Genomic DNA, 13,488 nt, shown 5'->3' on the forward strand with positions numbered 1-13,488 from the left:
TCAGGCGGCGATGATCCGGAGCGCGGCGGTGAACGCGCGCGGGTTTTCCTGGTGCGGGACGTGCCCGCAGCCGGCGAGCACGTGCACGCGCGCGCCGGGGGTCTCCGCGGCGCAGCCGCGCGGCACTTCGAGCGGGATCTGGGCGTCGAGCTCGCCGTGCAGGTAGGTGATCGGGACCGCGAGGTCCTTGAGCCGGGGCCGCGGGTCGTAGGTGGTGCATTCGGTGAACAGCTCGTCGATGTAGGCACCGGAGTCGAGCAGCTGGCGGACGGTCCAGTCGACGAGCTCGGGCGCGGCGCCCGGGGCGAACCAGTCCGGCACCCAGCCGGCCAGCGTGCCGGCACGGTCGTCGACGAGCTGTTTGCGCAGGTCGAGGACCTGGTCGAGCATGCCGGTGCTCGGCCAGTACCCGGGGCTGTCAACCGCGACGACGCGTTCGACCAGCTCCGGCCGGGCGAGGGCCAGCTCGGTGGCGAAGAGGCCGCCGATGCTGGACCCGACGACGGTGGGCTTGATCCGCAGGGTCTCGATCGCCGTCACGAGGTCGGCCGTGACACCGGCGATGGTGTTGCCGTCGGCGGGGTGGTCCGAGCGGCCGCACCCGCGCCAGTCGAGGGTGACGACGCGGTGGTCGCGCACGAGATCGGGCAGGCACGAGTACCAGACGCGGCCGCTGGTCCCCCAGCCGTGCAGGAGCAGCAGCGCGGGGCCGGTGCCGGCGTCTTCGTAGTGGAGGCGGGTTCCGTTGACGTCCAAGAAGGGCATGCCGTTCAGGGAAGTAGATCGGTTCCGGGTTTTCGATGAGCGGTCCGCTCCTACACTGATCACGAAACCTGATGAATGGGGTCGGCCGGTGGAGCTGCGGCAGCTGAGGTATTTCGTGACGGTCGCGGAGGAGCTGCACTTCGGCCGCGCGGCCGAGCGGCTGCACATCGTCCAGCCGGCGGTGAGCCAGCAGGTCCGGCGGCTGGAGCGGGAGCTGGGCGTGACGCTGCTGGCGCGCACGACACGTTCGGTGGTGCTCACGGAGGCGGGGCAGCGGTTCCTGCCGCAAGCGCGATCGGTGCTGGCGGCGGCGGACCGGGCGGTGGACTCGGTGTCGGAGTTCCGGCCTTCGGGGACGCTGGTCCGGCTGGGGACGAGCGAGGGTCTGGGTGATCGGCTGGACGGGTTGCTGCGCGCGTTCGCGCGGCTGGCGCCTTCGGCTTCCCTGGAGTTGCTCCACGCGCCGACTCGGCAACGGTTGCAGCGGGTGCGGGACGGTGCCCTGGACGCGACGATCGTGCGGGGGACGTGGCCTTCTCCGGGGCTCGACTTCACTCCGTTGTGGACGGACGAAGTCTGGGTGGCGCTGCCGGCTTCGCATCCACTGGCTTCTTCGCCGGTCGTCGAGTTCGCCTCACTGGCTTCGCTTCCGGCGCGGTTGAGCCCGCCTTCGCGCAATCAGCCGTTGTACGACCTGGTCGTTTCGTGTTGCCGGAAGGCCGGTTTCGAGCCGGTCCTGGGCAAGGAATTCACGACGGCGCAGGACACGTTGGGGACGCTGGGGTTCGGCCGTCCACACTGGACGGTGTTCTACCGGGCGCACGCGAACCTGCTGCCGGTGCCGGGAGTGGCTTTCCGGCCGCTTCGGGATCCTTCACCGCGGATGCAGACGTACCTGGCGACGCCCTCGAACCGGCGGCTGACGCCGGAGCTGGTGGCGTTGATCGAAGCGGCCCGGGAGACGGTGGCCGGCTGAACGGCTTTCCCGGCGCGTTGCCGGGATCCGGGATCGCCGATGGGCCATCATGCCCGGGTGGCCGACGCCGAGCCGGGCAGAAAGCCTGCCGAGAAGTCAGCTGGTCGAGCACCTTTCCGATGAACTGCGACAAGCCCTCGGGCGGCTTCTGCTCCTTCTCGCTGACTCCGGAGCTGGAGGAGCACCGCGCCGCAGCCGACCAGCATGGCGGCCGGCATCCAGGCGCATAAGCTCGAGAAAGCCTGGCTGATCAGCGTGGCCAAGACGTGGGCGAACGCCAGCACGACGGGCAACTTCAACGTGGGCGCTGCGGTGGTGGCGCTGACCGCGAAGCCCCTGGGCATCCTCAACGCGCCGATCAGCGGGCGATGTCACCAAGCCGCTTCCGATCAGCTTCCGGCTTCGGGTACGACAAAGCCCGGCACTCCCGTGGAGAAGTGCCGGGCTCGTCGACAACCTCAGGAAGCCGGCAGAGCCGCCAGCCGCGCCGTGATGCGGTCGATGTCCGACGCCGCCGTTTCTTTGCGGACCTTGATCTTGTCGATCACCGGGGCCGGGGCCTTCGCGATGAATGCCTCGTTGCCCAGCTTCGCCTCCGTCTGGGTCAGCTCCTTCCGAGCCGCCGCCAGATCCTTCTCCAGCCTCTTGCGCTCTGCCGCCACGTCGACCGTGCCCGAGAGATCCAGCTCCACGGTCACCACGCCGTCCGCCAAGGCGACCTCCAGGGACGCGCTCGCCGCGAAGTCGTCGGCAGGCGAGGTCAACCGGACCAGCGAACGGACCGCTTCTTCGTGACCACCCGCGTAACCCGCCAAGCGGGACGCCACCTTCTGGCCCGGCTTGAGGCCCTGGTCCGCGCGGAACCTGCGGATCTCCGTCACCAGCTTCTGGACGTCCGCGATGCGCGCGTCGGCCGAAGCATCCGCGTAACCCTCGAACGGCACCGGCCAGGACGCGACCACCAAGGACTCGCCCCCGGTCAGCGCCGTCCAGAGCTTCTCCGTGATGAACGGGATGAACGGGTGCAGCAACCTCAGCACCGTGTCCAGCACGTGCCCCAGCACCGAACGCGTCGCGGCGGCGCGCGCGTCATCCCCTTGGTACAGCTGGACCTTCGCCAGCTCCAGGTACCAGTCGCACAGCTCGTTCCAGGTGAACTGGTAGAGCGCGCCCGCCACCTTCGCGAACTGGAAGTCCTCGAACAGACCGTCCACTTCGGACACGAGCGCGCCCAGACGCCCCAGGATCCAGCGGTCCGCTTCGGTCAGCTCCCCGGCAGAAGGCAAGGGGGCAGCGACCGAAGCCCCGTTCATCATCGCGAACTTCGTCGCGTTCCACAGCTTCGTGCAGAAGTTGCGGGACCCCGCCGCCCACTCGTCGGCCAGCGCCATGTCCGCGCCCGGGTTGGCGCCGCGGGCCAGCGTGAAGCGGGTCGCGTCCGCGCCGTAGGCGTCCATCCACTCCAGCGGGTCGATCACGTTCCCGCGCGACTTCGACATCTTCTTGCCCTGCGCGTCGCGGATCAGCCCGTGCAGGTACACGTGGTCGAACGGCTGCTTGCCGTCCATCTGGTGCACGCCGAACATCATCATCCGGACGACCCAGAAGAACAGGATGTCGTAGCCGGTCGACAGCACACTGGTCGGGTAGAACTTGGCCAGGTCCTCGGAAGACGAGGGCCACCCCAGCGTCGACATCGGCCACAGGCCCGACGAGAACCACGTGTCCAGCACGTCCGGGTCCTGCGTCCAGCCCTCGCCCGACGGCGGCTGCTCGTCCGGGCCGACGCACACCACTTCACCGTCCGGGCCGTAGTACACCGGGATGCGGTGACCCCACCACAGCTGGCGCGAAATCGTCCAGTCGTGCATGTTGTCGACCCAGTCGAAGTAGCGCTTGCCCAGCTCCGGCGGGTGGATCTTGGTGCGGCCGTCGCGGACCGCGTCGCCGGCCAGCTTGGCCAGCTCCTCGACCTTGACCCACCACTGCAGCGACAGCCGCGGCTCGACCACCGTGTCGCAGCGCGAGCAGTGCCCGACGGCGTGCACGTACGGCCGCTTCTCCGCGACGATCCGGCCGGCCTCCCGCAAGGCGGCGACGACCGCCGGGCGCGCCTCGAACCGGTCGAGGCCCTCGAACGGCCCCGGGGCGGTGATCTGGGCGCGCTCGTTCATGATCGTCAGCATCGGCAGGTCGTGGCGGCGGCCGATCTCGAAGTCGTTCGGGTCGTGCGCCGGGGTGACCTTCACCGCACCGGTGCCGAACTCCGGGTCGACGTGCTTGTCGGCCACGATCGGGATGCGGCGGCCGGTCAGCGGCAGCTCGACCTCGGTGCCCACCAGGTGCGCGTACCGCTCGTCGTCCGGGTGGACGGCGACCGCGGTGTCGCCCAGCATCGTCTCGGCGCGGGTGGTGGCCACCACGATGGCGTTGTCGCCGTCGCCGTAGCGGATCGAGACGAGCTCGCCGTCGTCGTCGTTGTGGTCGACCTCGATGTCCGACAGCGCCGTCTGGCAGCGCGGGCACCAGTTGATGATCCGCTCGGCCCGGTAGATCAGGCCCTCGTCGAAGAAGTTCTTGAACACCGTCTGAACGGCCTTCGAGAGGTTCTCGTCCATGGTGAACCGCTCACGCGACCAGTCGACGCCGTCGCCGAGGCGCTTCATCTGGCCGAGGATCTTGCCGCCGTACTCGGCCTTCCACTCCCAGACGCGCTCGACGAACTTCTCGCGGCCCAGGTCGTGGCGCGAAAGGCCCTCGCCGGCCAGCTGCCGCTCGACGACGTTCTGCGTCGCGATGCCCGCGTGGTCCATGCCGGGCAGCCACAGCACCTCGTAGCCCTGCATGCGACGGCGGCGGCTCATCGCGTCCATCAGGGTGTGGTTGAGGGCGTGCCCCATGTGCAGGCTGCCGGTGACGTTCGGGGGCGGCAGTACGATCGAGAACGGCGGCTTCCCCGACGAAGCGTCGGCCGTGAAGTACCCGGCCGCTACCCAGCGGTCGTACATCGGGGCTTCCTCGGCGGCCGGGTCCCAGGCACCCGGAAGGTCGGTGGTCTGCTGCGGAGCGTTCTCGGTCACAATGGACAAGTCTACGAACCCGTCACGGCGGGTCACCCAGGGGGAAGGCACTCCGACGATGGCAGAGCCCCAGCAGCCGCAGGATCCGGACGACCGGCGGCTCGAGACGCACCCGGACCTGATGAACCCGGACTGGCAGAAGCACGCCCAGCGGGACGCCTGGCTGGGCGCGAAGAAGGACCTGAAGAAGCGCCGCAAGCGCGAGCGCCGGTCGGGCGGTGTCCAGCAGCCGGGGCAAAGCCGCTGGCCGGGCGTGCTGGCCCTGCTCATCGTGGTCGGGCTGGTCGCCGCGGCGATCATCGTGCACCAGCTCCAGGGCGTCGGCGTCAACGAGTTCGCGTACTTCGGGTAACGCTCGCCGCCCGGACCTGATGGGCCGGGGTGGCCTGAGGTACCCGGCCCTCGACGGCTACCCGAAATAGGAGCCCGCCGCCTCCCAGATGCACAGTCTGGACTGAACAGTTAAACTGTGTGTATGGGTGAAGTACCTCCGCACGTCGCCGAGAGCGCCGGCTGGATCCGCGCCGTCGTCGGGCAGCTGCACCGCCGGCTGCGCCAGGTCGACAACGCCGGCATCCTGACGCCTTCGCAGTCCGCCGTGCTCAACCGGCTCTACCGCGAAGGCCCCGCCACGCAGGGTGAGCTGGCCGCCGCCGAGCACGTGCGGCAGCAGTCGATGGCCGCCACCCTCGGCGTCCTCGACGAGCTCGGCTACCTCGCCCGCACCCCCGACCCGGCCGACCGGCGCCGCGTGGTGATCAGCCTGTCCGAATCCGGCACCGACACCGTCCGGGGCGTCTTCCAGCACCGCGACGAGTGGCTGGCCCGGGCACTGGTGGACGAGCTGTCGCCGGCCGAACTCGACGCCGTCACCCGCGCGCTGCCCCTGCTGCAACGCGTCGCCCAGCACTGAAGGAGTCCCTCACGAGCACCGTCACCGCTCCCCCGAAGTTCGGCGCCCGCCTGGTCACCCCGCTGGTGGCCGGCGCGGTGCTCAACCCGATCAACTCCACCCTCATCGCCGTCGCGCTCGTGCCGATCGGGCAGAGCTTCGGCGCCGGCCCCGGCCAGACGGCCTGGCTGATCTCGGCCCTCTACCTGGCCACCGCGGTCGGGCAGCCGGTGGTCGGCCTGCTGGTCGACCGCCACGGCGCCCGCCGTGTCCTGCTCGGCGGCGCGACGCTGGTGATCATCGCCGGCATCGCGGGCATGATCCCGCTCTCCGTCGGCTGGCTCACCGGCGTGCGCGTCGTCCTGGGCCTGGGCACCTGCGCCGGGTTCCCGGCCGCGATGGCCGTGCTGCGCCACCACGCCGAGGCGACCGGGCAGGGCGTGCCCGCCCGGGTGCTGTCGGTCCTGTCGATGTCCGCGCAGACGGTCATGGTGATCGGCCCCACGTTGGGCGGGCTGCTGATCGGCTTCTTCGGCTGGCCGGCGATCTTCGCGGTGAACATCCCGCTCGCCGGGCTGTCGCTGGTCCTGGCCCTGCTGTGGGTGCCGAAGGACGACCGCGGCGAGCGCACCGCCACCCGGATCGACGTGCTCGGCATCGCGCTGTTCTCCGCGACCCTGCTCGCCCTCCTGTTCTTCCTGATGGACCCCGGCGCCGAGGTCTGGCTGCTGGCCGTCGTCGCCGCCTTCGGGACCGCCTTCACGCTGGTCGAGCTCCGGCGCGACGCGCCCTTCCTCGACCTGCGGATGCTCGCGGCCAACGGCGCGATCCTCCGGACCTACCTGCGGCAGGCGCTCAGCTTCATGGCCATCTACGCGATCATGTTCGGGTACGTCCAGTGGCTGGAGACCACGCGGCGGCTGTCCGAGGAAGCCGCCGGGCTGATGCTGCTGCCGATGTCGGGCACCGCCGTCTGCGCCGCGGCGTTCTCCGGGCGCGCGTCCGGCATCAAGGCACGGCTGATCACCGTCGCCGTGGCGCTGGCCGGCGGCTCGGCGCTGCTGCTGCTCGTCCACGACGGCACCTGGGTCGGCGCGCTGCTCGCTCTGGCCGCGCTGTTCGGCCTGGCCCAAGGCCTGACCAGCGTCGCGAACCAGACGACGCTCTACCGCGAGGCACCCGCCGAGCAGATGGGCACCGCGAGCGGCCTCTTCCGCACCGCCCAGTACCTCGGCGCGATCGTGGCCTCGACGCTCATCGCGCTCTGCTACGGCCCGCACGCCGACTCCGCCGGCCTGCACCGGCTGGCCGTCGCGCTGGTCGTCATCAGCGGGCTGCTGCTCGTGGTCACCGTCGCCGACCGGGGGCTGCGCACGGAAAAGGCTTGACCCTCGTGGCGCCGGGCGATCATCAAGGCGCACGATGAACGCATGACCCGTGAAGCGCCGGCGCAGGACGTGGACGAAACCCGCCTCGAGGTGGGCAAGCCGAAGGGCTGGGCGGCCGGGATACCGGGCGTCGCCGTGTCACTCGCGCGCAGCGTCGAGCAGATGGGCACCGGCCGGACGATCAAGGCGCTGCGGCTGCTGAACCAGCGCGAAGGCTTCGACTGCCCGGGCTGCGCGTGGCCGGAACCCCGCGAGGTCGACGGCGAGAAGCGCAAGCTGGCCGAGTTCTGCGAAAACGGCGCCAAGGCCGTCGCCGAGGAGGCCACGAAACGGCGCGTGGACCGGGACTTCTTCGCCGCCCACCCGATCGCCGACCTGGAGACCAGGACCGACTACTGGCTGGGCCAGCAGGGCCGGATCACCGAGCCGTTCGTGCTGCGCGAGGGCGCGACGCACTACGAGCCGATCTCCTGGGACGACGCGTTCGAGCTGGTCGCGGGCGAGCTGAAGGCGCTGACCGACCCGGACGAGGCGATCTTCTACACCTCCGGCCGCACCAGCAACGAGGCCGCGTTCCTCTACCAGCTGCTGGTGCGTTCCTTCGGCACCAACAACCTGCCGGACTGCTCCAACATGTGCCACGAGTCCTCCGGCGCGGCCTTGGCGGCGACCACCGGCATCGGCAAGGGCTCGGTGAGCCTGGCCGACATCCACCACGCCGACCTCATCGTCGTCGTCGGGCAGAACCCGGGCACCAACCACCCGCGGATGCTCTCGGCGCTGGAGGAGGCGAAGGGCAACGGCGCGAAGATCATCGCCGTCAACCCGCTGCCCGAGGCCGGGCTGATGCGGTTCAAGAACCCGCAGAACGTCCGCGGCGTCGTCGGCAAGGGCACCCCGCTGGCCGACGAGTTCGCCCAGGTCCGCCTCGGCGGCGACCTGGCGCTGTTCCAGGCCGTCGGGCACCTGCTGCTGGCCTGGGAGGCCGAGGCGCCCGGCGCGATCGTCGACCGCGAGTTCGTCGACCGGGTCACCGAGGGCTTCGACGACTACGCGAAGCACCTCCAGGAGGTCGGCTGGCCGGAGATCGAGCGCGCGACCGGCCTCCCGCGCGCGCAGATCGAGCGCGTCGCGCGGATGATCGCCTCCTCCGAGCGCACCATCTACTGCTGGGCGATGGGCCTCACGCAGCACAAGCACGCGGTGCCGACGATCTCCGAGATCGCGAACCTCGCCCTGATGCGCGGGATGATCGGCAAGCCGGGCGCGGGCCTGTGCCCGGTGCGCGGGCACTCGAACGTCCAGGGCGACCGGACGATGGGCATCTGGGAGAAGATGCCGCAGTCCTTCATGGACGCCCTCGCGGGCGAATTCGGCATCGAGGTCCCCCGCAAGCACGGCTTCGACACCGTCGACGCGATCCGGGCGATGCGCGACGGCCGCGGCAAGGTGTTCTTCGCCGTCGGCGGCAACTTCGCGTCGGCGACGCCGGATTCGCAGCTGACCGAAAAGGCGCTGCGCTCTTGCTCGCTGACCGTCCACGTGTCGACGAAGCTCAACCGCTCGCACGTCGTGCACGGCCGCACCGCGCTCGTCCTGCCGACGCTCGGCCGCACCGAACGCGACGTCCAGGCCGGCGGCGAGCAGTTCGTCACGGTCGAGGACTCGATGTCGCAGGTGCACACCTCGCGCGGCCGCCTGAAGCCGGCGAGCGAGCACCTGCTCTCGGAGGTCGCCATCGTCTGCCGGCTGGCCGAGAAGCTCTTCGGGGCGGGTCACGCCGTGCCGTGGCGGACGTTCGAGACCGACTACGACCTGATCCGCGACCGGATCTCGCGGGTCGTGCCGGGCTGCCACGACTACAACCGCCGCGTCCGCGAGCCGGACGGCTTCGTGCTGCCGCACGCCCCGCGCGACTCCCGCGAGTTCACCGGGACCGCGAACGGCAAGGGCAACTTCACGGTGTCGGAGCTCGAATACCCGCAGGTCCCCGCGGGCCGGCTGCTGCTGCAGACGATGCGCAGCCACGACCAGTACAACACCACGATCTACGGCCTCTCGGACCGCTACCGCGGGATCGAGAACGCCCGCCGCGTGGTGCTGGTGAACCCCGACGACCTCGCGGCGCTCGGGTTGGCCGACGGTGCCATGGTCGACCTGGTCTCCGAGTGGCGCGACGACCCGGAACGCCGGGCGCCGGCGTTCCGGGTCGTCGCGTACCCGACCGCGCGCGGCTGCGCGGCGGCGTACTTCCCGGAGGCGAACGCGCTGGTGCCGCTGGACTCGGTGGCGGACAAGTCGAACACGCCGGTGTCGAAGGCGATCGTCGTGCGGCTCGAACCGGTCCGGGCAGAACCGGTCCGGGCGGAACCTCAGCCCTGAAACTCCTTCTGCAGGGTGCTGGTCATGTCCGTGACCACGGCCTGGACGTTGTCCAGCGTGGCGGGCGGGATCAGCGCGGCCTCGGTCCCGCCGTCGGCGACGGCCAGGCCGAGAACGACGTTCCCGGTGCGCACGGCGGCCCACTGCTCGGAGAACCCGGCCTCGTCGCCGACCCCGGTGGCGAGCCGGACGCCCGAGTGGTCGCCGAGCGCGTCGGTCATCAGCTGGCTGGCCTTGGCGGCGGCCTCGTCCGCGTCGGACTGCGTGAAACGCACGACGGCGATCGTGACGAGCCGGTAGTCCTGCAGGTTGGGCTTGCCGCCGCCGAGGTCGCGCGCGAACAGGCGCCGGCAGGTGGTGACCTCGTTGCCCTCGCTGGCGTGGTCGGCGGGGATGACCTTGGACTCGGCGGCCTTCACCGAGTCGACCGGTATCTCGACGGTCTTGGGCGCGAGCTGCGCTTGCGCGTTCGGCCCTGGCAGCCGGCAGGCGTCTATCGCGCCCGAGTAGTGCACCGAAGCGGACGCCGATTGGCACCCGGCACAAAGAACGGCTGAAGCGAGGACGGGCAAGATCCACCCACCCCGGGCGACACTGCTGCGCATAAATCCCGGACTTTCCGTAATCCCTGAAATCGATTTTCCAAGATCGCCCACCGATCGGGTGAACTTTCGACCGTCACGTGGTCCTACCCGCGCCGACGGTCCCCGCACACTGCCTCACCAGTGCGGCAGCGTCAAGACCACTGACCCGGGTGGTCCACCGTGGTCCAGTCGGGACGATCGTCGCGGGAATTCCCCGCGCATTTCAGGGATTCGACGGAAAATCCGGAACTTCGCCGTCGATCAATTCTCCTGTGGGTCAGTACACACAAACGACGCCGTTCGAAGTGATCGGCTCGTCCGTGCCGCCCGCGGGAGCGCCGCCGCCGGCGGACACGCCGGGTCCGGAGTAGACCGTCCCGAGCAGCACCTCGATGTGCCCGGCAGGCACCGACGCGGACTGCTGCGTCGTCAGCCCGCCCAGCAGCTTCGCCACCTCGGCGCCGCGCTCGGCCAGTGCGGGGCCGAAGCGGACCAGCGACGTCCGCCGGGTGTCCGAGTTGCCGGTCGCGCGCGAAGTGAACCCCTTGTCCCGCAGGACCCCCGCGACGCGGGTGGCGAGGCCCTCCTTCGGGCCCGCGTTGGAGACGTCGACGGTGACCGGGGCAGCCGGGGCGGTCGACGCGGCCGGCGCGCCGGACGTCGCCGGGGCCGGGCTGCCGATCAGGCTCGCCGCGAAGGCCTTCACCGCCGCCGGGTCGACCTGCACCGCCGTCGCCCGGGGATTCGCCGGGTCGTAGCGGTAGTCGACGTTGCCGACCGGGATCGTCGCGAACTGGATCCCGCCGCCGCTGACCCCGCGCATCTGCCCGACGAAGTCGAGGAGGTTCCACGAGTCGTCCAGCACCACCGAGCGCTTCACCGCGTCGATCAGGTCCGACAGCTTCCCCGGATCGGCCAGCGTGCCCGCCGAGAGCACCTGCCGGGCCAGCCCGGCGAGGAACACCTGCTGGCGCCGGACGCGGGCGAGGTCGGTGCCCGGGAGGCCGTCACGCTGCCGGACGAAGGCGAGCGCGTCCGCACCCGCGACGCGCTGCGGCCCGGCCTGGAAGTCCGCGCCCGAGTTCTTGTCCTTGGTGGCTTCCTTCAGGCAGACCTCGACGCCGCCGATGGCCTTGCTGATCTCGTAGAAGCTGAGCAGGTTGACCTCGGCGAAGTGGTCGATCTTCACGCCGGTGAGGTCCTCGACCGCCTGGCGCGTCGCTCGCCGCCCGGCGGTGAGCGCGCCTTGGTTGATCTTCGCCTTGTCGGTCTCGCCCGCCTTGCGCAGCCGCCCCGCTTCGGCCGCCTTCGCCCGCCCGAACGCGGCGTTGATCTTGCCCTTCCCGCCCGCCATCGAGACGTAGCTGTCGCGGGGGATGGAAAACGCTTTCACCTCCTTGGTGCCGTTCGGGATCCGCAGCACGATGAGGGTGTCGGTGAGGTCGTCGCCGTTGGCGCCGGCCCGCAGCTCGCGCAGCACCTCGGGCGCCAGCGGCTTGCCCTGGTTGTCTTCGCGCGCGTCCCGGCCGACCAGCAGGATGTCGAGCGAGCCGTCGGCGGGCTGCTCCCCCGGCTTCGTCTCGCCGTCCGCGTCGATCACGCTGTCGCGCGTCACCTCGTCGAGGGCGCGGAGGTTCGTGTAGCCGTAGGCGGTGCCGCCCAGCACGACGAGGGCCAGCCCGGCGACGACGATCTTCCCCAGTGGATGCACGCCTCTCTGGACGCCCGGGCCCCAGCCACCGCTGCACGAGTGAGACCCGAGTCACATTCGCAGGTGCGAGGCTCCGTAGAGGTCGAGGGTCGTCCCGGAGGTCCACCTCGCCTCGGCCGAGGCGAGGTGAACGACGGCCGCGGCGACCTCCTCGGCGTTAACGACTCGGTGTCCAAAGTGGATGGCCATCCGGTCGCCGCATCAGCCGAACAGCTGGACCAGCTTCAGGAAGAGCTGGTACACCCCGTACCCGAAGGGAAGCACCACCCACGCCCACGCCAGCACGATCAGCGGCACCCGGTTGGGCTTCGTCGACGGTTCGCTCATCACGCTTCGCTCCTCACGGCCTCGCGGACCGGCTCGTGGTACTTCTCCTTGACCGGGCGCACCAGCTCGTTGGCCACGAAGCCGACCACGAGCAGGCCGATCATGATGTAGAACGACGTCGTGTACAGGTCCGGGCCGGACTTGCCCGCCGCCTTCTCGCTGTCGGCGATGCGGTTGACGATCAGCGGGCCGAGCACGCCCGCCACCGACCACGCCGTGAGCAGCCGGCCGTGGATCGCGCCCACCTGGTAGGTGCCGAAGAGGTCCTTCAGGTACGCCGGGACGGTCGCGAACCCGCCGCCGTAGAACGACAGGATCACCATCGCGCACAGGATGAACACGAGCTTCGAGGAGTTCTGCGTCAGCGCGATCACCAGGTACAGCACCGCGCCAACGCCGAGGTAGGTGCGGTAGATGTTCTTGCGCCCCACCAGGTCCGAAGTGGACGACCAGACGAACCGGCCGAGCATGTTGCACAGCGACAGCAGCGCGACGAACCCCGCCGCCGCGGCCACGCCCACCGGCGTCGACGTGCCCTTGAAGAAGTCCTGGATCATCGGCGACGCCTTCTCCAGGATGCCGATGCCCGCCGTGACGTTGAAGCACAGGACGACCCACAGGCACCAGAACTGCGGCGTCTTGATCGCGTTGGCGGCCGAGACGTTCGCCGTGCTGATCATCGCCTTGCCGTGGTCGGTCTTCGGCTGCCAGCCGGCCGGCTTCCAGTCGTCGGCCGGCACCCGCACGAGCAGCCAGCCCATCGACATGAACACCGCGTAGACGAGGCCGTGGATCAGGAACGCCGTCGCGATGGTGCTCGTCGTCGGCGCGGTGCCCAGCATCGACGAAGACCACGGCGAGGCGATCAGCGCGCCGCCGCCGAAGCCCATGATCGCGATGCCGGTGGCCATGCCCGGCCGGTCCGGGAACCACTTGATCAGCGTCGAGACCGGGGAGATGTAGCCGATGCCGAGCCCGATGCCGCCGATGCCGCCGTAGCCGAGGACGACCAGCCAGAACTGCCCGGTCGCCACGCCGAGGGCGGAGACGAGGAATCCGCTGGCGAAGCAGCACATCGACACGAACATCGCCCAGCGCGGGCCGTTCTTCTCGACGAGCGTGCCGCCGAACGCCGCGGAGAGCCCCAGCATGACGATGCCGAGCTGGAACGGCAGCGAGCTCTGCGTGCCGTTGAGGTGCAGCGTCTTCTCGAGCGGGGTCTTGAAGACGCTCCACGCGTAGGCCTGCCCGATCGACAGGTGGACCGACAGGGCCGCCGGCGGCACCAGCCAGCGCGTCCAGCTTGGGGGTGCCACGATCCGGGATCGGTCCAGGAAGCCGAGAGCCATCGGTTCCCTCCGTATTCTGGGGATGATGGTGGGA

General features: G+C 70.3%; 11 protein-coding genes. 5 read left to right on the forward strand and 6 right to left on the reverse strand.

The window, feature by feature from the left end:
- The gene (locus ISP_RS34475) at positions 1-765 is read right to left on the reverse strand and encodes an alpha/beta fold hydrolase (protein WP_013228495.1); all 765 of its coding nucleotides are present in this window, start codon (positions 763-765) and stop codon (positions 1-3) included.
- Positions 766-853: 88 nt separating this feature from the next.
- Between ISP_RS34475 and ISP_RS34480 the strand changes: the two genes are divergently transcribed.
- Positions 854-1,741 carry a LysR family transcriptional regulator gene (locus ISP_RS34480; protein WP_013228496.1) on the forward strand — a complete coding sequence of 296 codons (888 nt, stop codon included), beginning with the start codon at positions 854-856 and terminating at the stop codon, positions 1,739-1,741.
- Between the two features lie 458 nt (positions 1,742-2,199).
- On the opposite strand, the gene ISP_RS34485 is transcribed toward ISP_RS34480, so the two are convergent.
- Positions 2,200-4,821, reverse strand: coding sequence for a valine--tRNA ligase (locus tag ISP_RS34485; RefSeq protein WP_013228497.1), 2,622 nt, complete (start codon positions 4,819-4,821; stop codon positions 2,200-2,202).
- A gap of 58 nt (positions 4,822-4,879) precedes the next feature.
- Here ISP_RS34485 and ISP_RS34490 point away from each other — a divergent pair, with 58 nt between their 5' ends.
- The 4 genes from ISP_RS34490 (at position 4,880) to ISP_RS34505 (ending at position 9,483) form a co-directional block, all read left to right on the forward strand.
- A complete protein-coding gene (locus ISP_RS34490) occupies positions 4,880-5,173 on the forward strand; it encodes a hypothetical protein (RefSeq protein WP_013228498.1) in 294 nt (97 codons plus the stop codon).
- Positions 5,174-5,296: 123 nt separating this feature from the next.
- Positions 5,297-5,734: a MarR family winged helix-turn-helix transcriptional regulator gene (locus tag ISP_RS34495; RefSeq protein WP_013228499.1), complete on the forward strand. Its 438-nt coding sequence runs from the start codon at positions 5,297-5,299 to the stop codon at positions 5,732-5,734.
- Between the two features lie 65 nt (positions 5,735-5,799).
- Positions 5,800-7,101 carry an MFS transporter gene (locus ISP_RS34500; protein WP_013228500.1) on the forward strand — a complete coding sequence of 434 codons (1,302 nt, stop codon included), beginning with the start codon at positions 5,800-5,802 and terminating at the stop codon, positions 7,099-7,101.
- 42 nt (positions 7,102-7,143) lie between these two features.
- Complete coding sequence (locus ISP_RS34505; RefSeq protein ID WP_013228501.1) at positions 7,144-9,483, forward strand: FdhF/YdeP family oxidoreductase; 2,340 nt, start codon at positions 7,144-7,146, stop codon at positions 9,481-9,483.
- Here the strand turns inward: ISP_RS34505 and ISP_RS34510 are convergent.
- From ISP_RS34510 to ISP_RS34530, 4 genes are all read right to left on the reverse strand, one after another.
- Positions 9,474-9,998 (reverse strand): hypothetical protein, encoded by a 525-nt coding sequence (locus ISP_RS34510; protein WP_013228502.1) that lies wholly within the window; start codon positions 9,996-9,998, stop codon positions 9,474-9,476. The two genes, ISP_RS34505 and ISP_RS34510, sit on opposite strands and share 10 nt — an antisense overlap.
- 346 nt (positions 9,999-10,344) lie before the next feature.
- Positions 10,345-11,778: an LCP family protein gene (locus ISP_RS34515; RefSeq protein WP_013228503.1), complete on the reverse strand. Its 1,434-nt coding sequence runs from the start codon at positions 11,776-11,778 to the stop codon at positions 10,345-10,347.
- 201 nt (positions 11,779-11,979) lie between these two features.
- Positions 11,980-12,105: an MFS transporter small subunit gene (locus tag ISP_RS34525; protein WP_014467512.1), complete on the reverse strand. Its 126-nt coding sequence runs from the start codon at positions 12,103-12,105 to the stop codon at positions 11,980-11,982.
- A complete protein-coding gene (locus tag ISP_RS34530; protein WP_013228504.1) occupies positions 12,105-13,454 on the reverse strand; it encodes an L-lactate MFS transporter in 1,350 nt (449 codons plus the stop codon). The genes ISP_RS34525 and ISP_RS34530 overlap by 1 nt, the downstream gene beginning before the upstream one ends.
- Between the last annotated feature and the right edge of the window lie 34 nt (positions 13,455-13,488).

It is taken from the genome of Amycolatopsis mediterranei (assembly GCF_026017845.1).
Classification (GTDB): Bacteria; Actinomycetota; Actinomycetes; order Mycobacteriales; family Pseudonocardiaceae; genus Amycolatopsis; species Amycolatopsis mediterranei.